At 71.7% G+C, this 19077-nt stretch carries 19 protein-coding genes; 5 read left to right on the top strand and 14 right to left on the bottom strand.

All coding sequences use genetic code 11. The annotated features are described in order from the left end of the window. Window positions 1-32 precede the first annotated feature (32 nt). The 3 genes from ACF08M_RS00860 to ACF08M_RS00850 form a co-directional block, all read right to left on the bottom strand. Window positions 33-854, bottom strand: coding sequence for an isocitrate lyase/phosphoenolpyruvate mutase family protein (locus ACF08M_RS00860; protein ID WP_392183095.1), 822 nt, complete (start codon window positions 852-854; stop codon window positions 33-35). A gap of 109 nt (window positions 855-963) precedes the next feature. Further along, complete coding sequence (locus tag ACF08M_RS00855; RefSeq protein WP_392183094.1) at window positions 964-1803, bottom strand: MOSC domain-containing protein; 840 nt, start codon at window positions 1801-1803, stop codon at window positions 964-966. Continuing rightward, window positions 1800-2450 (bottom strand): CatB-related O-acetyltransferase, encoded by a 651-nt coding sequence (locus ACF08M_RS00850; RefSeq protein ID WP_392183093.1) that lies wholly within the window; start codon window positions 2448-2450, stop codon window positions 1800-1802. Before ACF08M_RS00850 ends, ACF08M_RS00855 begins: the two co-directional genes overlap by 4 nt. A gap of 78 nt (window positions 2451-2528) precedes the next feature. On the opposite strand from ACF08M_RS00850, the gene ACF08M_RS00845 reads away from it, so the two are divergent. The 3 genes from ACF08M_RS00845 to ACF08M_RS00835 all read left to right on the top strand — a co-directional run bounded on the left by ACF08M_RS00845 (window position 2529) and on the right by ACF08M_RS00835 (window position 5679). Beyond that, the gene (locus ACF08M_RS00845) at window positions 2529-3203 is read left to right on the top strand and encodes an O-methyltransferase (protein ID WP_392183092.1); all 675 of its coding nucleotides are present in this window, start codon (window positions 2529-2531) and stop codon (window positions 3201-3203) included. Between the two features lie 317 nt (window positions 3204-3520). Beyond that, a complete protein-coding gene (gene fabV / locus ACF08M_RS00840) occupies window positions 3521-4732 on the top strand; it encodes an enoyl-[acyl-carrier-protein] reductase FabV (protein WP_392183091.1) in 1212 nt (403 codons plus the stop codon). Window positions 4733-4800: 68 nt separating this feature from the next. Then, window positions 4801-5679: an alpha/beta fold hydrolase gene (locus tag ACF08M_RS00835; protein WP_392183090.1), complete on the top strand. Its 879-nt coding sequence runs from the start codon at window positions 4801-4803 to the stop codon at window positions 5677-5679. Between the two features lie 165 nt (window positions 5680-5844). Here the strand turns inward: ACF08M_RS00835 and ACF08M_RS00830 are convergent, their stop codons facing one another. The 5 genes from ACF08M_RS00830 to ACF08M_RS00810 all read right to left on the bottom strand — a co-directional run bounded on the left by ACF08M_RS00830 (window position 5845) and on the right by ACF08M_RS00810 (window position 10478). Further along, window positions 5845-6486 carry a superoxide dismutase gene (locus tag ACF08M_RS00830; RefSeq protein WP_392183089.1) on the bottom strand — a complete coding sequence of 214 codons (642 nt, stop codon included), beginning with the start codon at window positions 6484-6486 and terminating at the stop codon, window positions 5845-5847. 393 nt (window positions 6487-6879) lie between these two features. Next, complete coding sequence (locus ACF08M_RS00825; protein ID WP_392183088.1) at window positions 6880-8073, bottom strand: ABC transporter permease; 1194 nt, start codon at window positions 8071-8073, stop codon at window positions 6880-6882. After that, entirely contained in the window at window positions 8070-8798 is a 729-nt protein-coding gene (locus tag ACF08M_RS00820; RefSeq protein WP_392183087.1) for an ABC transporter ATP-binding protein, read from the bottom strand. The genes ACF08M_RS00825 and ACF08M_RS00820 overlap by 4 nt, the downstream gene beginning before the upstream one ends. Next, a complete protein-coding gene (locus tag ACF08M_RS00815; protein WP_392183086.1) occupies window positions 8795-9952 on the bottom strand; it encodes a peptidoglycan-binding protein in 1158 nt (385 codons plus the stop codon). The genes ACF08M_RS00820 and ACF08M_RS00815 overlap by 4 nt, the downstream gene beginning before the upstream one ends. Window position 9953: 1 nt before the next feature. After that, the gene (locus ACF08M_RS00810) at window positions 9954-10478 is read right to left on the bottom strand and encodes a hypothetical protein (protein WP_392183085.1); all 525 of its coding nucleotides are present in this window, start codon (window positions 10476-10478) and stop codon (window positions 9954-9956) included. Between the two features lie 212 nt (window positions 10479-10690). Here ACF08M_RS00810 and ACF08M_RS00805 point away from each other — a divergent pair, with 212 nt between their 5' ends. Together ACF08M_RS00805 and ACF08M_RS00800 are read left to right on the top strand one after the other, a co-directional pair. After that, on the top strand, window positions 10691-11347 hold the full coding sequence (locus tag ACF08M_RS00805; protein ID WP_392183084.1) for a response regulator transcription factor: 657 nt from the start codon (window positions 10691-10693) through the stop codon (window positions 11345-11347). Further along, the gene (locus ACF08M_RS00800; RefSeq protein WP_392183083.1) at window positions 11344-12591 is read left to right on the top strand and encodes a sensor histidine kinase; all 1248 of its coding nucleotides are present in this window, start codon (window positions 11344-11346) and stop codon (window positions 12589-12591) included. Before ACF08M_RS00805 ends, ACF08M_RS00800 begins: the two co-directional genes overlap by 4 nt. Window positions 12592-12634: 43 nt before the next feature. Here ACF08M_RS00800 and ACF08M_RS00795 read toward each other — a convergent pair whose 3' ends face one another. Genes ACF08M_RS00795 through ACF08M_RS00770 form a run of 6 tightly spaced genes read right to left on the bottom strand, consistent with a single transcriptional unit; the run spans window position 12635 to window position 19073 of the window. Beyond that, entirely contained in the window at window positions 12635-14038 is a 1404-nt protein-coding gene (locus ACF08M_RS00795; RefSeq protein ID WP_392183082.1) for an FGGY family carbohydrate kinase, read from the bottom strand. Window positions 14039-14052: 14 nt separating this feature from the next. Then, window positions 14053-15105 (bottom strand): NAD(P)-dependent oxidoreductase, encoded by a 1053-nt coding sequence (locus ACF08M_RS00790; RefSeq protein ID WP_392183433.1) that lies wholly within the window; start codon window positions 15103-15105, stop codon window positions 14053-14055. A gap of 11 nt (window positions 15106-15116) precedes the next feature. Next, entirely contained in the window at window positions 15117-16208 is a 1092-nt protein-coding gene (locus ACF08M_RS00785; protein WP_392183081.1) for an ABC transporter ATP-binding protein, read from the bottom strand. Between the two features lie 20 nt (window positions 16209-16228). Continuing rightward, the gene (locus tag ACF08M_RS00780; protein WP_392183080.1) at window positions 16229-17047 is read right to left on the bottom strand and encodes a DeoR/GlpR family DNA-binding transcription regulator; all 819 of its coding nucleotides are present in this window, start codon (window positions 17045-17047) and stop codon (window positions 16229-16231) included. Next, on the bottom strand, window positions 17044-18246 hold the full coding sequence (locus ACF08M_RS00775; protein WP_392183079.1) for an ABC transporter ATP-binding protein: 1203 nt from the start codon (window positions 18244-18246) through the stop codon (window positions 17044-17046). The genes ACF08M_RS00780 and ACF08M_RS00775 overlap by 4 nt, the downstream gene beginning before the upstream one ends. Further along, window positions 18243-19073, bottom strand: a complete 831-nt coding sequence (locus ACF08M_RS00770) for a carbohydrate ABC transporter permease (protein WP_392183078.1) — start codon at window positions 19071-19073, stop codon at window positions 18243-18245. The genes ACF08M_RS00775 and ACF08M_RS00770 overlap by 4 nt, the downstream gene beginning before the upstream one ends. Window positions 19074-19077 lie beyond the last annotated feature (4 nt).

Here is a 19077-nt window from a genome sequence, read left to right as displayed (position 1 = left end):
GATCCGACCGTGGCTGCGTTCCTGACCGTGTCTCAGTGCGCGGGTTCGGCAAGGAGCAGCGCGTTGAGGACGGCGTAGTCGAATCCACCTTCCAGTGTGGTCGTCGTGCCCTTCTCCAGCAGCTCGTGGGCGGCTCGCCGGGCCAGCCCGTACGCTGCCTCGGCGATGGAGGACCCCGCGCTGATACGAGCAGCTCCCGACTCGGCGAGCTCGGACACGGGGAGTGAGCCGGGGCCGGCCAGGATATTCACCGGCAAGGGCTGAGAGGACACGAGCGTCCAGACCGTTTCGGCGTCCGGTGTGCCGAGAACGAAGATGCCGTCCGCGCCGGCCGCCGCGTAGGCGCGGGCGCGGGCGAGCGTTTCGTCCAGCCAAGCGGTGCGGTCACCGGGTGGCAGGCGGTGCGTGTCGATGCGGGCGTTGATGAACAGCGGGACGCCGGTCTCGTCCGCGGCCCTGCGAGCGGCTGCGAGCCGTTCGGCCTGCTCGGCAATGGGACGCAGGGTGTCCTCCAGGTTGATGCCCACGGCTCCGGCCGCAAGGACACCCCGCACCGTCTCGGCCACGCCGGCCGGGTCGGCCGCGTAACCGCGTTCGATGTCGGCAGTGACCGGCAGGTCGACGGCGGCCGTGATCCGGGCGATCGCGCCAAGCGCCTGGTCCCGGGTCAGGTGGTCGCCGTCGCCGCGGCCGAGTGACCAGGCGACACCGGCGCTCGTGGTCGCGACTGCGAGAGCACCGGCGTCCGCCACCACCCGGGCGGACGCCACGTCCCATGCATTGGGCAGGACCACCGGTGTGCCCGGCACATGCAGGGAGCGGAACGTCTGTGCCTTATCAAGAAGTGTTGCCATGAGCAACATTGCATCACGAGGGGCAGATGAACGATCACATGGCTCTCTCCACACCGTGATCCGCCGGACAGCCCTTACGGCCTCGCCGGGGCGGCGAAGTCCGGGGACTTCACGCGCCGAGCCACTCCGCGACCTCGACCACATCCCCGACGCTCACCACGCCCTCGCGGACCACCGCGTTCTTCGCGCCGAAGCTCACCTTGTTCTTGTACTCCGGCTCGCGCCGGTACGTCGCAAGGGTCCGGACGGGTTCAGGGCCCGCGCGGCGGCCGGTGCGCTGGTCGACGAGCGGGACGTTGCACCGCATCGCCCGTACGGAATGGGCGAGTTCCACGGAACCGAGGTGCATCCGGCGCACCCGGTCCTCGAAGTGCGGTTCGTCGTCGCCGGTCAGGACGATGTTGGGGCGGAAACGGTCCATCGGCACCGGCGCGGCGTCGCCCCGGGCGGTGATGCGGGCGTTGAGGCCGTCCAGGGAGGCCGTCGAGGCGACCAGCACCGCGTGCGCGTCGGCGAAGTTGACCTTGCCGGGGGTGTCGCCCCAGCCGTCCCGGTCGAAGCCGGGGGCCACCCGTACCAGGCGGGACTTCGCACCGAGCGCGTCGGAGAACCACTCCGCGACCTCGTCCCCCTGGTCGACGGCCGCGCCGAGCGGGCGGTCGAACATGCTGACCTCGCGGCGCGGACCGTCCCGGTCGACCTTCAGGCGCAACGACTCGACACCCTCGGCGGACAGTGCCAGCGCCGCCCCGGCGTCCAGGACCTCGACCCTGATCGCGGCCATCGAAGGGTGTGTGCGCTGGCTGCGGAAGGCGCCGTCGCCCGCGTCGACCACCATGAACGTCCGGTCGTGTTCGAGGCCCGTCCCGAGGACCTGCGCGGATTCGACCACGGTTCCGGCGCAGCCCTTGACCGGGTAGTAGGTCAGTTCACGAACGGTGATCGTCATGATGTCCCCTCCGGGGCCGCTGCTTCGAGGTCGTCGACGCTGCCGGACATGATGGTGCGGATGTGTCGGGTGAGGTGCTCCATGGGCCAGTCCCACCAGGCGACCGCCAGGAGCCGGACGATGGTTTCCTCGTCGTACCGGGTACGGATCAGCTGTGCGGGATTGCCGCCGACGATGCCGTAGTCGGGTACGTCACCGGTGACGACCGCGCCGGCGCCGATGATCGCGCCGTGCCCGATCCGTACGCCCGGCATCACTAGGGAGTTGTAGCCGAACCAGACGTCGTTGCCGACGACCGTGTCGCCCCTGCTCGGCAGCCCGGTCAGCAGGTCGAAGTGCTCGGCCCAGGAGCCGCCCATGCTGGGGAAGGGGAACGTGGACGGGCCGTCCATCCGGTGGTTGGCGCCGTTCATGATGAACCGCACCCCCGTTCCCAGCGCGCAGAACTTCCCGATGAGGAGCTTCTCCGGGCCGTAGTGGTACAGCACGTTGCGGGTCTCGAACGCCGTCGCGTCGTCGGGGTCGTCGTAGTACGAGTAGTCGCCTGCCTCGATCAGTTCGGACTTGATCAGGGGCTTCAGCTGCACGACCCGGGGCTGGTCCGGCATCGGGTGAAGGACGGTGGGATCGGCAGGGAGGGCGCTCATGGCGCCCATCATCGCATTCACCTCGGATGAGATAAGTTCCCTTGAGGAACTTACCTGCATTCGAGAGGGGAACATGTCGTGACTCTGGCACGGTGGACCGAGGTCGACGACTACTTCAACGGCCTGCTGGTCGGTTCGGACGAAGCTCTGGACGCGGCCGTCGAGGCCAGTGACGAGGCCGGGCTCCCGGCCATGCAGGTCGCCGCCAACCAGGGCAAGCTGCTGCACCTGCTGGCCAGGCTCCAAGGGGCGCGCACCGTGCTGGAGATCGGCACCCTGGGCGGCTACAGCACGATCTGGCTGGCCCGCGCGCTGCCCGAGGGCGGCAGGCTCGTGACGCTCGAATTCGACCCGGAGTGCGCCGAGGTCGCGCGGGCCAACATCGAGCGGGCCGGCCTCTCGGAGGTCGTCGAGATCCGCGTCGGCCGCGCCCTCGACACGCTGCCGGAACTCGCGGCGGAGGGGTACGGACCCTTCGACATCGTGTTCATCGACGCCGACAAGCCGAGCAACCCCGACTACCTGGCCTGGTCACTGAAGCTGACCCGGCCCGGCAGCCTGATCATCGCGGACAACGTGGTGCGGGACGGCGAGGTGGTCGACGGCGGGAGCGAGGACCCGAAGGTGCAGGGCGTGCGCCGCTTCACCGAACTCGTCGCGGCCGAACCGACGTTGAGCGCGACCGCTCTGCAGACGGTCGGCAGCAAGGGGTATGACGGGCTGATGATGGCGCTGGTCACCGACGGCCGGTAGGGCGCGCCGAGCGGGGCGCCGGCTGCCCGAACGGGTACCCGGCGGAGCAGGATCCGCGCGGCCACGACGAGACGCCCGGCCGGCTCAACGCGGTGGCGCACGGCGCGGACCTGCTTGCCGGCTTCGGCCGCCACCCCGAGCTGGACGCCGTGGCGATGGCCGCATGGAGTGGTGGAAAGCCTCCAAGAGCGGCTGGACATTACTGTGCCTGACGAGGCAACCGTCCGTGTTCGTGCCGTCGCAGAATTGCAGGGTGTGGTGCGGGCCTCCGCGTCGCCGCCGCTTTTCGTCCGTGACGACCCGAAGGACCCGAGCCCATGAGCGAACGCGTCATCGCCCCCAAGAACCGAGGCTTCCTCTTCCTCGACTCCCACCCGGCCGGCTGCGAGCGCCTGGTGGAGGACATGTGGCAGGCCGTTCCCGCTCCTTCCCGGGTGCCGGACCGGGCGCCCGTGGCGCTGGTCATCGGCTCCTCCGCCGGGTACGGGCTGGCCGCGACGATCGCCGGTCTCGCCCGGGCAGGCATCCGTGGGATCGGGGTCTGCTTCGAGAAGGCCCCCGGACGCCGTACCGGTACGGCCGGCTGGTACCGCACGGCCGCGACCGCCGAACTCGCCCGGCGGCACGGTCACGACATGGTGTTCCTCAACGGGGACGCGTTCTCCGACGAGATGAAGCACCAGGTCGCCCAGGTGCTGGAGGAGCGCTTCGGCGGCCGTCTGGACCACCTGATCTACTCGGTGGCCGCCCCGCGCCGTACCGACCCCGACACCGGGACCACCTATGCGTCCGTCCTCAAGCCCGTCGGCGAGGCGTACACCACCAAGACCCTGGTCTTCGACGACCGGGGCGCCGGCGAGGTGCGGGAGGCCGAGACGCAGCCGGCCGACGGCGACGACATCGAGCAGACCGTCGCCGTCATGGGGGGAACGGACTGGGAACGGTGGATCGACCATCTCGCCGACCGCGGGCTGCTCGCCGACGGCTTCAGCACCGCCGCTCTTTCCTACATCGGCTCCCCCCTGACGGCCGCGATCTACCGGCAGGGCACCATCGGCGCCGCCAAGTCCCACCTCGAACAGACCGCCCGCACCCTCGACGAGCGGCTCGCGAAACTGGTCGACGGGCGCGCGGTCACCTCGGTCAACGCGGCCGCCGTCACCCAGTCCTCGACCGCGATCCCCGGCATCGCCCTCTACGTCGGGCTGCTCCGCGGCGTCCTCGGCGACGCCATGGTCCCGCCGATCGGGCAGCTCACCGACCTGTGGGACCGGCTCACCGGTGTCCGCCCGCTCGACCTCGACGACGAAGGGCGGGTGCGCCTGGACACCTGGGAACTCGATCCCGCTGTCCAGGCGGCCGTCACCGAGCGGTGGAACGCCGCCACCACCGAGAACATCACCGAACTCGCCGACCTCGGCTGGTTCCACGCCGAAGTGCAGCGCCTGTACGGGTTCGCCGTGCCCGGCATCGACTATGCCGCGCCGGCCGAGACCGACATCTCCTGGCCGGACACCGCCGCCCCCTGAAGCGGACCGGTCCGGGGCCGGCGGAAATCCCTTCGACGCGGTCGGCGGATCCGGTCATGATCAGGCATATGACTTTGCACGTGATTGATCCGGTTCGTATCGGTACCGAGCAGCTGCCGGGAGGGCGGCTGCTGGGCTGGGCCGAGTGGGGGCCGGAGGACGGGGTGCCGGTGCTGCTGTCGCCGGGGGCGGCCACCAGCAGGCATCTCGGGTTCGGCGGTGAGGTGGTGGACGGTCTCGGGGTGCGGCTGATCTCGCTCGACCGCCCGGGTCTGGGCGCCTCCTCGCCCCGGCCCGGCCGCACCTTCGGGGACTTCGCCGACGACATCCGCGCGTTCGCCGCCCTGCGCGGCCTGGGGCGGCGGCCCCTGATGGTCGGCAACTCGCAGGGTGCGCCCTTCGCCCTCGCCTGCGCCGCTGCCGGGGTGGTCGGCGCGCTCGCGGTGGTCTCCGGCGCGGACGAGATCGCCGCGCCGTGTTTCGCCGACGCGCTGCCGGACGACCTGCGGGGCCTCGTCGGCCTGGCGGTGTCCGACCCGGCCGCCGCCGAGCAGGTCTTCGCCGGATTCACCGCGCAGGCGATGTGGGACATGGTCATGTCCGGCAGTCCCGAGTGCGACCTCGCCGTCTATCGGCAGCCCGCGTTCGCGGCCGCCTACCGGCGCGCGCTCGACGAAGCCTTCGCGCAGGGGGCCGCCGCAGGCTATGCCCGGGACACGGTTCTGGCCATGGGCCGCTGGGACATCGAACTGTCGGACATCGACGTACCGGTGGACCTCTGGTACGGGGAGAAGGACACCGGTCACTCGCCCGACCACGGGGCCGGACTGGCCTCGCGCATCCCGGGCGCCGTCCGGCACCTGGTGCCGGACGCGGGCGGGTCGGTGCTCTGGACGCATGCCGAGCCGGTGCTGAGCACGCTGCTGAAGCATGCCCCCGTTTCCTGATCCCGACTCCTGATCCCGCCTTCTGACCCCACTTCCTGCCCCTGCCGCACAACACGACAGAAGGACCCTCACCTGTCACGTCCAGGTGAGGGTCCCCCCTTCATCCGCCTGCCCGGTGAAGGTTGAGAAGACGATCACGAGGCAGGACGTTCGTGCGCCTCGCCGTCAGGGCGCGAGCAGCAGCACGTCGGCGCGCTCCTTGGCGGCCGCGTAACGCTTCGCGACGTCCTGCCAGTTGACGACGCGCCACATGGCTTCGATGAAGTCGACCTTCTGGTTCTTGTACTGGAGGTAGAAGGCGTGCTCCCAGGCGTCGAAGACCAGGATCGGGACGGAGCCCTGGCCGACATTGCCCTGGTGGTCATAGATCTGCTCGACGATCAGCTTTCCGCTGACCGGCTCGTACGCGAGGACACCCCAGCCAGAGCCCTGCGTGGTCGCCGAAGCCTTCGTCAGCTGGGACTTGAAGCCGGCGAACGAGCCGAACGACTCCGTGATCGCGTCCGCGAGGTCACCGACACCGTCCGCCGCGAGGGGCTCGCCGCCACCGTCACCGGTCATGTTGTGCCAGTAGATCGAGTGCAGGATGTGGCCGGAGAGGTGGAACGCGAGGTTCTTCTGGAGCCCGTTGATCGCTCCCCAGGCCTCCTTGCCGCGCGCCTCCTCCAGCTGCTCCAGCGTGTCGTTCGCGCCCTTCACGTAGGCGGCGTGGTGCTTGTCGTGGTGGAGCTCGATGATCTGCGGATTGATGACCGGTTCGAGCGCCGCGTAGTCGTACGGGAGTTCCGGGAGCGTGTACGTGGCCATGGGGTCGAACCTCCAGCTGCTGTCCTGTTGTTATTGCAACCTATATGCAAGAGCAGGCTAACAGCAGGAGGTGGATGAACGTGATCAGCCCTTCGGACTAGGGCCTCTCGTTTGGATCAGGCCGGATCAGGGAGCGGGACCTGGTGCGTGCGATCGCAAGGCGGAGGAGGGAGTCGGATGGGGCCTCCCCTGCTCGAACGCAGCTGAGAGCTTGGGGAAGGAGCCCTGGCGAGTGACGACAACGCGGCGAGCGTGCGTGCCAGGCCCCGCGAGCCCGGCCTGATCCAAACGAGAGGCCCTATGACCGCGGTGATCTCCGCGGTGGCGGTCGGGCAGGTTCTGCCGAGGTGCGGCCTCGTCCGCACCGGCCCCTCCGGGGCGGCGTGCGGGCCGTCAGGCCGAGCGGAGCGCGTCCGTCGGGGACGCTCCGGCGGCACGCAGCGCCGGATAGATTCCGGCCACAGCGGCGACCAGAACCGACACCAGCGGTCCGGCGACGACCGTGTAGAGCGGGATCGATGCCGGCCAGCCCTGGGTGAACGCGTAGCCGTAGACGGTGAGGCCGCCCACGAGCAGGCCGCCGACGCCGCCGATGAAGCCCATCAGGACGGCCTCCAGCAGGAACTGCGCGGCGATCTGGCCGCCTCGGGCGCCCAGCGCGCGGCGCAGTCCGATCTCGCCACGGCGTTCCATCACGCCCACCACCATGGTGTTGGCGATGCCGACGCCGCCTACGAGCAGGGCGACTCCGGCGAGGGCGAGGACCAGCCCGGTGAGGGCGTTCTTCGCCTCGGTGCGGGCCGTGTACAGGTCGGACGGGCGACTGACCGCGACGGTGCTCGGGTTGGCGGGGTCCGCGGTGGCCCCGGCCACCGCCTGCACGTCGGGGACGCGTTCCGGGTACGTCCTGAGGTAGACGGTGGCGGCGGTGCCGTCCGCGCCCAGATGGGCGGTGGCCTGTGGCCAGCCGACCAGGGCGGCGGTGCCGAGCTCGGGGGAGAGTTCGTTCGGCGCCAGGATTCCGCCGACGACGAACCACTGCCCGCCCAGCCACACCCGCTCGCCCGGCGCGCCCACGCCGAGCCGTTGCGCGGCCTGCTCGCCGAGGACGGTCACCGGAAGGTTCTCGCTCGCCGTGTCCAGCCACTGCCCGCTCTTCATGTCCATGCGCAGGACGCCGAGCAGATTGAGCCGAGCGGCCAGCACGTTGATGCTGCTGGTCCGTTCCGCCGGTACGAGATCGTTGCGGTAGACGTGGGCCCGGGTGGCCCCGGTCGCGGTGACCTGCTGGACGGGGGCGATGTTGGCGAGCATCTTCTCGGCGGTGGGCGGCAGCGGCACCGGCTTCTGGTCGGGCCCCTTGCCGGGGGCGACGGTGAGCAGGTTGGAGCCGAGCTGGTCGAGCCGTTCGAGCAGGTGCGCCTGGTTGGAGTGCGAGATGCCGGTCACCGCGATGACGGCGGCGATGCCGAGCGAGATGCCGAGCGCGGACAGCGCGGAGCGCATCTTCCGGGTGCGCGGACCGATCATGCCGAGGCGCAGCAGGTCCGTCGGACGCAGCCGGGTGCGGCGCAGGGTGGACGTCACAGGGCCGCTCCCGCCGGGTGCGCGCCGCGTTCGTCGAAGTCGATGCGGCCGTCGTGGATGCCGATGCGCCGGGGGAAGGACGCGGCCAGGTCGCGGTCGTGGGTGATGACGACGACTGTGGTGCCGTCGGCGTTCAGGGTGCGCAGCAGGTCGACGACGGATGCTCCGGAGACGCTGTCGAGGGCTCCGGTGGGCTCGTCGGCGAGCAGCAGTGCGGGGCGTCCGACCAGCGCGCGGGCGATGGCGACCCGCTGCTTCTCGCCGCCGGAGAGCTGGTCGGGACGGTGGCCGAGCCGGTGGCCGAGCCCCACTTCGCGGAGCGCTTCGACGGCGCGGGCGCGGCGCACGGAGAGCGGCGCGCCGCTGTAGAGGAGGCCGGTGGCGACGTTCTCGACCGTGCTGAGTCCGGACAACAGGAAGAACTGCTGGAAGACGAAGCCGATCCGGTGCGCGCGCAAGGCGGCCAGCTCGGGGTCCGAGAGGCCGGACAGGTCGAGCCCTTCGAACCGCAGCCGCCCGTCGGTGGGCCGGTCGAGCGAGCCGAGCAGCGCGAGAAGGGTGGATTTGCCGGAGCCGGACGGGCCGACGACGGCGAGGAGTTCGCCCGCCTCGACGGTCAGGTCGATGCCGTGCAGGATGCGCAGCGGCGGCGAGCCCGGGTACTCCTTGACGACACCGGAGAGCTCCAGGACCGGGGCGTCGCCCGGTGGCTGAGAGACCGTCACTTCGGGACCACCACCTGGTCGCCGGCCCGGATGCCGCCGGAGATCTGCGCCTTGGCGTCGGCGACGAGCCCCAGCTGCACCTTGACCAGCCGGGCGGCGGTGGCGTCGGCTCCGTCGGCCACCTTCACGCCGTAGCCACCGCCGTCCAGCGCGAGCAGCGCGGTGACCGGCACGATGAGCGCGTCGCTGACGCTGTCGCCGACGACGCTGACGACCACCGAGGAGGGGCCGGACTTCCTGGCCAGGCCCTGGGCGTCCAATGCGACGGTGACCGTGGTCTTGTCCGAGCCGCCGCCGCTGTCGCCGCTGTCGCCGCCCGGCCCGCCCTCCCCGCCGCCTGCGCCGCCACGGAGCAGGGAGCGGATGCGGCCGTTGACCGTGCCGCCGTCCGCGAGTTTCACGGTCACCTTGCCGTCGGGCTTGAACCGGGAGAGCTGGTTCTCGGCGGGCTGCACCGTCGCCACCAGATCCGTGCTGGTCACGGTCAGGACCGCGGCGGTCCCGACCGCCGCGCCGAGCTGCGCGCCCACTTGCTGTACGCGTACGGTCGCCTGCGGCAGCATGACCACGCTGCCGAGCGTGACCGTGCCGGTCTGCGGCACGCCGAGCGCCTTCTGCCAGCGCTTGACCGCGGTGGCGGTGCCCGGCGTGAACTTCCGGTCGGCCGCCAGACCGAGCCCCTCGGCGTGGCCGAGCTTGATCAGATTGCGTTTGAGCTGCTCGACGTCGGGGCCGTCGGCCGCCCCTGGGCCGAGGTCGCGCCACATCGGCCGCGCGCCCTTCAGCAGCACCACGGGCCGGCCGTCGACCTCGTAGAGCCTGCCGCCCGTCTTGACGACGGTGCCGACGGCGGGCAGCGCGGTGAGCGTGCCCCGGCCCGTGGCGACGACGGGAGTGGGATGGTCGAAGGCGAGTGCTCCGCCGGCCTGGATGCCGGTGGAGAGCGAGCCCTTTTCGACCGCGACGACGTCGTGGGCGACGGGCGCCTGCCCGATGGTGGATTCTCCGCGCTCCCAGGGCCGGGCCAGCGCGAATGCGCCCGAACCGCCGAGCACAGCGATCAGGAGCAGGGGGACGACGGCGTTGCGGCGACTCCTCCGTGCCCGGGCCGGCGTGCTGTCGGCGGGGGCGGCGGTCTTGACGGTGCGGCTCATGTCATCCGCCGATCGTGTAGCCGGGCATCGGGAGCTTGCCGCAGGCCGGCTGGATAGCATCCCACTTGGCCATGTCGAACGTCGTCCGGGTGAAGGTGATGATGCCCATCTGGGGGTCGGGGTCGGGGATGTCCGGGTAGCCGTTCTTCCGTGCGCATGCGACGAAGGCGCGCGCCTGCGCGATGAACTTTTCCTGGGTCTTCCCGGTGACCTGCTGGACACCGGGGACCTTGGCGTCGCAGACCTTGGCGGCCTTCTCGTACTCCTCGGCCGACGCGCCGTCGACGTTGGACGCCGGGACGGTGATGTTGCCGTCCTTGTCCTGTTCGACGTCTGTCTGCCCCTGCTTGTGCATGCAGGCGACCCAGGCCTGCCGGAGGGCGGCACCGTCCTGCTGTCCGGCCTTCTTCGTGCCGTTGTCCCCGGCCACCCTGGGCGCCGAGTCGTCCGAGGAACAGGCGCTCAGCAGCAGTGCCGCCGCCAGAACGGCTGACGCCAGGAGGGTACTTCGGGTTCGACCGTGCATTTCAGGCTCCTTGCCGGATGTCGGTGATGACGTCTGACCGTTCTATGGGCCCGCGTGTTAACCACTCGTCAGAGCCGGACTAACCGCCGACTAACCCCCGTGGGCGCAGACTGGTGGCCACACGGCTCGGAGCCTGTCGGGTGGCCGCCCGGTCAGAGGCCGCCCGACAGGCTCTCGGCGGGGCGCGGTGCGGCAGAACGGAGCGGGGCGGAATGCGGGTGCTGATCGTCGAGGACGAGGTCGATCTGGCCGCGATGCTGGCCGAGGGCCTGCGCGACGAGGGCATGGTTTGCGATGTCGCGCACGACGGCGCCCGCGCGCTGGAGCTGACGGCCGCGACCGACTACGACGTCCTGATCCTGGACCGGGACCTGCCCAAACGGAGCGGTGACGCGGTCTGCCGGGCGTTGAACACGGTCGGCTACCCGGCCCGCATCCTCATGCTGACCGCCGCCGGTACCCTCTCCGACCTGGTCGACGGGCTAGGCCAGGGCGCCGACGACTACCTGGCCAAGCCGTTCTCGTACCTGGAGTTGGTGGCCCGGCTGCGCGCGCTGGGGCGCCGCTCCCCGGGCGGCAGCTCCGGCACGGTGCTGAGCAGACACGGGGTGAGCCTGGACACCGTACGCAGAGTCGCCGAACGGGACGGCCGGCCGCTGAGGCTCACGCCCCGGGAGCTCGGTGTCCTGGAACTGCTGCTCGCCGCGGACGGCGCCCCGGTCGCCACCGGGCAGTTGCGGGATGCGCTGTGGGACACCGCACTGGATCCGGCGACCACCGCGGTCCGGGTCACCGTGCACGCGCTGCGCCGCAAGATCGGCGAACCCGCGCTGATCGTCCACGACCCCGGCTACGGATACCGGCTGTGAACCGCGCCCGTCTCCTGTGCCTGTCGCCGCACCGGCTGCCACTGCGCGGCCGGCTGACGCTGGTGACGACGGCCGTCTTCGCGGTCCTCGGCTGCGGGCTGCTCCTGTTGAACTGGCTGAGTTCCCGACAACTCCTGGAGGCGTACCGCGATCTCGTCGTCCCGGCCACCGTCACGACCGGCGCCGGCACGACCGAGGCCGGCCCGCCGGCGCCGGTCTCCGGTGCCGCACGGGCCGGGGGCGCCGAGCCGTCCGAGGTGCCGGGATCGACCCCCGCCGCAACGGTCGACGCCGCGCAGGCCTTCGACGACTTCCAGAACAGTGTCCTCGGCGGCCTCCTGCAGCGGTCCCTGCTGATGCTCGTCGCCTTCACCGTGCTTGCCGCCGTGCTCGCCTGGTGGGCCGGCCGCCGCTCCCTGCGCCGGCTCAGCCAGGTCACCGCGGCGGCCCGGCGGATCAGCAGCGGCAGCACGCTGGACGAACGGCTCGGCCTGACCGGCCCGCACGACGAGGTCCGCGAACTCGGCGACACCTTCGACGAGATGCTCGACCGCCTGGACCGCAGTTTCACCGCGCAGCGCCGCTTCACCGCGCACGCCTCGCATGAACTGCGCACCCCGCTCACCCTCCAGCGCACCGCGTTGGAGATCCCGCTGGCGCAGGGCCGGGTTCCCGCCGGCCTGAAGCCCGCCGTGCAGCGCGCGCTGGACGCCAACGCCCGTACCGAACGGCTGATCGCGGCACTGCTGACGCTCGCGCGCGGTGAGACCGAAACACCGGCCCCGCAACCGGCCGACCTCGCGGACGCCGCCCGGGACGCCCTGGCGGACCTGGCCGACGAGGCCCGTACGGCCGGTATCCGGATCAGCGGCACACCGGAGCCCGCGCCGGTCGCGGGCGACCCGGCGCTGATCCGGCAGATCGCGCTGAACCTGCTGGCCAACGCGGTACGGCACAACCACCGCGACGGCACGGCGGCGGTGGCCACCGGCACCACGGACACCGCGGCCTACATCGAGGTCGCCAACACCGGCCCCGTGCTGGCACCGGACGAGATCCCGGCCCTGTTCGAGGCGTTCCATCGTGGCCGGGAACGCCGCGGCAACGGTGCCGGGCTCGGACTCGCGGTGGTCCGGACGATCACCGTCACGCACCGCGGCAGGGTGACCGCCGCCCCCAGGGCGGGCGGCGGCCTCACCGTGCGTGTCGAACTTCCGCTTCGCAGCCGCGTGCCCGGCGGATAGCCGGGAGATCCCCGGACCGGCCACTTCGAACAACTAAGCGTGATCACCCGCGGGCCCGCGCACGGGCCTTTGCGAGCCGGCTCAGATGGTCCTCGTACGCCGTCGCGTAGAACTCCGAACGAGCCGGGTCCGGTTCGACCACCGCCGTCGGGGCCGTCCACGCGGCCGTGTCCAGTTCCGCGCCGAACCGCTGCGCCGCCGCGAGCACCGCGCCCCGCGCGCCGACCTCGCCCTCCACGATCCGGACCGGGCGGCCCAGCACATCGGCGAACAGGCGCATCCAGGCGGGGGAGCGGGTGCCGCCGCCGCACAGGGCGAGGGTGCCGGTGAGGCCCGCGGCCTCCAGGCAGTGGCGGGCGGCGAAGCCGATGCCCTCGCAGACCGCGCGGATCAGATCCGCCGGGGTGGTCTCCAGGGACACCCCGGTGAACTCCGCGCGCAGCCGCGGCTCGACGAACGGGGCGCGTTCGCCGGACGGGGCGAAGTAGGGCAGCACGCGGACACCGTTGGCACCGGGCGGGGTGGCGGCGAGGAGCGCGTCGACCTCCGTGTGGCGTACGCCGGTGGTGGCGAGGACCCAGTCGAGGGCCGCGGTGCCGACCATCGCGGGCATGGCGCGCAGCCAGTGGCCGGGGCGGTCGGTGGAGATGTGCAGACCCGCCGGCTCGCCGTTCAGATCGAGCTGCTCCGTGGCCACCAGCGCCGCCAGGCAGGTGCCGACGATCAGCAGACCGTCACCGGGACGTGCGACGCCCGCGCCGAGGGCGCAGGCCGGCAGATCGTACGGGCCGTTGGAGACCGGCACCCCGGAGGGGAGCGTGGCCGTGGCGACCGGGTCGCTGACCGGGGCGAGGAGCGCGGTCCGGTGGCCGAGGCCGAGCGCGGCCACGACATCGGGGGAGTACGTACGGGTCATCGGGTCCAGGAACGGCATCGACGCGTCGGAGACATCCGTGGCCCGGACCCCGGTCAGCCGCTGGAACACCATGTCCTTGCAGTACAGGGCGGTTGTCGCCGCGTCGAGCGAGGCCGGGTCGTGACGGTCGAGCCAGGCCAGCACCGGGCCCGGACAGCCCGGGAACATCGCGCTGCCGGTACGCCGGTAGACGGCCCCGAAGACGCCGGACTCCAGCCAGGTGCCGACCAGTTCATGGGCCCGGCCGTCCATCCAGGAGATCGCCGTACGGACGGGGCGGCCCGCCGCGTCCACCAGCCAGACGCCGTCGCCCTGACCGGTGAGACCGGCGAACGCGACCCCGTCCGGGCCCAGTGCGGCCAGGACCTCGCGGACCGCCCCGTACACCTCGTCCATGTCCTGTTCCACGAAACCGCCGCGGATCGTGAGCTCCACCGGGCGGGATTCGACGGCCAGGGTGCGGCCCCGGGCGTCGAAGGCCGCGGCCTTCACCACCGATGTGCCGACATCGATGCCGATGTATCGCGTCATGGGCCCGGCTCCCCTCACAGGGCGTGGGCGAGCGGTTCGCCCCGTACGTAGCGCGCCACCTCGGACGCCGCGATCCGGGCCGCCTTCTGCGCGACGGCCCGGCTGGCGCCCGCCATATGCGGGGTCATCAGCAGACGCGGGGTGCAGAAGAGCCGTGAGGCGGGCGGCGGCGGCTCCTGCTCGTAGGTGTCGAGCGCCGCGGCCCGTAACTGCCCCGAGTCCAGGGCGTCGCACAGCGCGTCCGTGTCCAGCAGCCCGCCCCGGGCCGCGTTCACCAGGACCGCGCCGCGCGGCAGCAGGGCCAGTTCGCGGGCGCCGACCAGATGCCGGGTCTCCGGGGTGAGCCTGGCGTGCAGGGTGAGGACATGGGAGCGGTCCAGGAGCGCCTCCAGCGAGGCGGCGCGCATGCCGTGGACGTCGCCGCGCACATACGGGTCGTACACCTCGACCCGGGCGCCGAACGCGGTGAGGACCCGGGCCACCCGGCTGCCGACCGCCCCGTAGCCGATCAGGCCGACGGGGGTGTCCTCCAGTTCCAGGCCGCAGTTCTCGTATGTGTAGGGGGAGGCGTCCCAACGGCGCTCCGCGGCGAGCGAGCGGTGGGCCTCGGGGATGCGGCGCAGTGCGCAGAGCATCAGCCCCACGGTGAACTCCGCGGTGGCCGCCGCGTTGCGTCCGGGCGCGAAGCACACCCGCACCCCCCGGGCCCGTGCGGCGGCCGCGTTCACATTGACCGGGCCGCCCCGGCAGACCACGACCAGCCGCAGATCGGGCGCGGCGGCCAGGACCCGCTCCGTGAACGGTCCCATCTGCGTCACGCACACCTCGACCCCGTCCAGGGCGCGGATCAGCGTGTCCTCGGCGTCGCTCGCCTCGTCGACCTCGGCGACCCTGCCGAAGGGCTCCAGGGGCCAGGGGAGGGTGAGTTCGGCGATACGGGGTTCCGGGCCGAGCGCGTGGTGCAGGGCCTCGGCGATCAGGGAGTTGCGGACGAAATGGTCGCCGGCGATCAGAATCCTCGTGGCGGGCCTGACCGTCGCGGGGCCGGCCGTCGCGGGGCCGGCCATGGTGGGGCGGTTCATCGCAGAGCGTCTCCTGTCCGGGCGTCGAAGACATGGATGTGCCGGGGATCGGCGGTGATCGTTACGGTGTCGTCCCGGTCGAGGCGTGCCTCCGGGCCGGTCACGACGGTCAGCGGCCGCGCCACCCCGTCGAGCGAGAGCGTGGCGATGCCGGACTCCAGCAGGGGTTCATGGGCGGCGACCCGGGCCGGTACACCCGTGCCGTCCCCGCGCGGATCCGCCATGTGCAGATCTTCCGGGCGGATGCCGAGGACCACCGCGCGACCCGCCGCCGGGCTGTGCGGTACGGCGAAACGCACCCCGTCGCAGAGGTGCACCCCGCCCGCCCCGTCGGCCGTACCCGGCAGCAGATTGATCGCCGGTTCGCCGACGAAGTCGGCGACGAACAGATTCGCCGGGGCGTCGTAGATCTGCTCCGGGGTGCCGAGCTGCTGGATCACGCCGTCCCGCATCACCGCGATCCGGTCGGCGAGCGACAGCGCCTCCTCCTGGTCGTGCGTGACGAGGATCGTGGTGTGGCCGCTGTCCCGCTGGATGCGCTTCAGCTCACGTCGGGTGGCCTCCCGCTGGGCGGCGTCCAGATGGGACAGCGGCTCGTCGAGAAGCAGGACGTCGGGGCTGCGGATCAGGGCGCGGGCCAGGGCGACGCGCTGCTTCTGGCCGCTGGAGAGCCCGGCGGGGCGGGCGCCCAGGAGGTCCGTGATCCCGATGCGCCCGGCCATGTCCAAGACCCGGCGGCGGATCTCGGCCCGCCCGTACCGGCGCCGGGCGGCGAGTCCGAAACCGAGGTTCTCCGCGACGGTCAGCGGCGGGTACAGCGCGTAGTTCTCGAACGCCACCCCGATGTTGCGCCGCCGGGCCGGGAGTCCCACCACCGACGAGCCGCCGATGAGGATGTCGCCGCCGGTGACCGTCTCCAGCCCGGCGATCATCCGCAGGGTGGTGGACTTGCCGCAGCCGGACGGTCCGAGCAGCCCCAGCAGTTCGCCGGAGCGCAGCTCGACGTCGAGGGAACGGACGGCTTCGACGGCGGCCCGGCCCCGTCCGGTGTAGGTCTTGCACAGCGCGCGCAGGGCCAGTTCAGTCATCCGTCATCGCCGACTCCCGTTCATCCGTCGTCCCCGGCCGCCGTTCCGGATTCCCGGCCGGTGCCGCAGACCTCGTAGGGCACCTGGTGCTCGTCGAGTTCGCGCAGGGCCCGGCCGGACGCCCCGTCGTCGACCAGCAGCAGATCGAAGCGGGAGAGCGGGGCGAGCCGGTGCAGGGCGACCCGGCCCAGCTTGGAGTGGTCGAGCAGCAGCACATTGCGGCTCGCCGAGTCGAGCATCGCCCGCTTCACGGAGACGATGTGCTGCTCCTGGTGGTAGGCGAATCCGCCGGACACCGCGGAGGTGGAGGTGAAGCAGATGTCGACCTGGAGCGACTGCACCGCCTCCACGCACGAGACGCCGAGGAAGGAGGAGTGCAGCGGGTCGAAGTCGCCGCCGAGGCCCATCAGATGGATGCCGCGCTCCTGCGACAGCAGATTGATCGCCTCCAGGAAGTTGGTGACGACGGTCAGCGGTGTGATGGAACGCAGCCTGCGCGCTATCTCCAGCGTGGACGTCGAATCGTCGAGCATCACCGCCATGCCGGGCTCTATCAGCTTCAGGGCCCGGTCCGCGACGGCGGCCTTCTCGGCACGCATCGTCTTCAGCCGGTAGGAGACGTTCGACTCGAAGACGCCGGACGGCTGGGCGGTGACGCCGCCGCGGAACTTGCGGACGATGCCCTGCCGTTCCAGCTCGTCCAGATCGCGGTGGATCGTCATCAGGCTGACGTCGAAACGCTCCGCCAGTTCGGCGGCGCTCACCTCGCCCTGCGCGAGGACGTACTCGGCTATGGATGCCTGGCGTGGGGCGGGGCCCCGCTGCGGAACGTTGCTCACGTGCTGATCCTTCGTCCTGGACGTGCCGGCCGGTCGGCCTCGAACAGCAGCAGACTCTCAGGCGGTACGGAGAGCCGCACGGGACGGTCGGGACTCAGGCCCGCCGCGTCGGCGCGCGGGACGACGAGGGACAGCTGCTGTCCGCCGATCCGGACGGTGACTTCGGTGGCCCGGCCCAGCAGTTCGGTGACGTGGACGGTGCCGGTCAGTTCCAGGGCCTCGCACCTGCCGGCGCCGGCCGGCCGCGCACCGGGGCCCTCACCGGTGCCGGCCGGCCCGGGGTCCGGGCCGGCGTCGGCCGGTACCGTACCCGGGCCCTCGCCGGGCCCCGGGAGCCGGATGTCCCGCGGCCGTACGCCCAGCTGGACCGCCGTGCCCGGCGGCGCGGGCACCGTCAGCGGCAGCTCGTACGCCCCGTCCGGTGACCGGAAGCGGCCCTGGGCCGTCACCGTCCCCGGCAGCAGATTGATCCGGGGCCTGCCGAAGGACCGGGCGACGAAGGTGTCGTACGGGCGGTGCCACAGCTCCTCGCGGGTGCCGGTCTGCACCATCCGGCCGTCCCTGATCACCCCGATCCGGTCCCCGAGCGCCAGCGCCTCCACCGAGTCGTGGGTGACGTACAGCGTGGTCGTGCGACGGACCGCACCGATCGCCTTCAGCTCCGCGCGCATCGCCTGCCGCAGCTTCGCGTCGAGATGCGACAGCGGCTCGTCGAGCAGGAACGCGCGGGCCGGCCGCACCAGCACCCGGCCGAGTGCCACCCGCTGCCGCTGACCATTGGAGAGCCGGCCCACCGGACGGTCCAACAGGGCCTCGATCCCGAGGAGTCCGGCGACCTCCCCGATCCGCTCGCGCGCCTCGTGCGCGGGGAGGCGGTGGCGCGGCGAGCGGAGCGGGGAAGCGAGATTGTCGTACGCGGTGCGGTGCGGATAGAGGGCGTACGACTCGAAGCACATGGCCACACCCCGGTCGTACGGTTCCACGCCCGCCATGTCCGCCCCGCCCAGCTCGACGGTCCCGGCGTCCGGCGCCTCCAGACCCGCGACCGTCTTGAGCGTGGTCGTCTTCCCGGCCCCGGACGGTCCGAGCAGACAGAAGAACTCCCCCTCGGCCACCTCCAGGTCCAGGCCGTCGAGCGCGGTGTTCTTCCCGTACCGCTTGTGCACGCCGCGCAGCGCGATGGCCGCCGGGCCGGTCACGACTTCACCGCCCCGAACGACAGCCCGCGCACCAGATACCGCTGGATGGTGAGTGCCAGCAGCAGTGGCGGGACCACCGACACCAGGGCCGCGGCGGCCGTCAGGTTGTACTTGGGCCGGTCGCCGCCGAGGAAGGACAGCGCGCCGACCGTCACCGTCTGGGCGTCCGAGGAGGTCAGGATCAGCGGGAAGACGAAGTTGTTCCACGCGAAGATGAACGCCAGCAGCGAGACGGCCGCGATCCCCGGCTTCACCAGCGGCAGCGCGACCTTGAAGAACGCCTGCTTGCGGGTGTAGCCGTCCAGCAGTGCCGCCTGCTCCAGCTCGGGGGAGAGATCGGAGAAGTACGACCGCATGATCCAGACGACCAGCGGCAGGGTCACCAGTTGCAGCACCCACACCATGCCGACGTACGTGTCGAAGAGTCCGAGCTTCTGATAGAGCACGAACAGCGGGATGATGACGGTGAGTTCGGGGGCGAAGCGGAACGAGAGCAGGGTGAACATCAGGTTCTCCGAGCCGCGAAACCGCCACCGCGCGGCGGCGTACGCGGCCGGCAGCCCGATCACCAGCGACAGCGCGACCGCGCCCAGCGACACGACCAGGCTGTTCACGAAGAACCGCACGAACGGCACGCCCTGGTCGCCCCCGGCGCCGAGGACCGTGCGGTAGGAGTCGAAGGTCGGGGTGAACGAGAAGTACGTACTGAACAGCTCGTTCGTCGGCTTCAGCGACAGGATCACCATCCAGGCGACCGGGAACAGCGCGAAGACGAAGTAGAGGATCAGCGCCAGATCGGCGGCGACGGCGAGCACCCTGCGCCTCACTCCG

Origin of the sequence: Streptomyces sp. NPDC015032 (genome assembly GCF_043080425.1) — a bacterium.
GTDB lineage: Bacteria > Actinomycetota > Actinomycetes > Streptomycetales > Streptomycetaceae > Streptomyces.
Note: the sequence above shows the minus strand (reverse complement) of the source record. Positions and strands in the feature narration are given on the sequence as shown.

Bases quoted from the DNA above. Each gene is read 5' to 3' on its own strand.
- ACF08M_RS00785 (WP_392183081.1), bottom strand. From the start codon at position 16,208: ATGACTGAACTGGCCCTGCGCGCGCTGTGCAAGACCTACACCGGACGG.
- ACF08M_RS00790 (WP_392183433.1), bottom strand. From the start codon at position 15,105: ATGGCCGGCCCCGCGACGGCCGGCCCCGCGACGGTCAGGCCCGCCACG.
- ACF08M_RS00795 (WP_392183082.1), bottom strand. From the start codon at position 14,038: ATGACGCGATACATCGGCATCGATGTCGGCACATCGGTGGTGAAGGCC.
- ACF08M_RS00860 (WP_392183095.1), bottom strand. From the start codon at position 854: ATGGCAACACTTCTTGATAAGGCACAGACGTTCCGCTCCCTGCATGTG.
- ACF08M_RS00830 (WP_392183089.1), bottom strand. From the start codon at position 6,486: ATGGCCACGTACACGCTCCCGGAACTCCCGTACGACTACGCGGCGCTC.
- ACF08M_RS00810 (WP_392183085.1), bottom strand. From the start codon at position 10,478: ATGCACGGTCGAACCCGAAGTACCCTCCTGGCGTCAGCCGTTCTGGCG.
- ACF08M_RS00815 (WP_392183086.1), bottom strand. From the start codon at position 9,952: ATGAGCCGCACCGTCAAGACCGCCGCCCCCGCCGACAGCACGCCGGCC.
- ACF08M_RS00850 (WP_392183093.1), bottom strand. From the start codon at position 2,450: ATGAGCGCCCTCCCTGCCGATCCCACCGTCCTTCACCCGATGCCGGAC.
- ACF08M_RS00805 (WP_392183084.1), top strand. From the start codon at position 10,691: ATGCGGGTGCTGATCGTCGAGGACGAGGTCGATCTGGCCGCGATGCTG.
- fabV (WP_392183091.1), top strand. From the start codon at position 3,521: ATGAGCGAACGCGTCATCGCCCCCAAGAACCGAGGCTTCCTCTTCCTC.
- ACF08M_RS00855 (WP_392183094.1), bottom strand. From the start codon at position 1,803: ATGACGATCACCGTTCGTGAACTGACCTACTACCCGGTCAAGGGCTGC.
- ACF08M_RS00835 (WP_392183090.1), top strand. From the start codon at position 4,801: ATGACTTTGCACGTGATTGATCCGGTTCGTATCGGTACCGAGCAGCTG.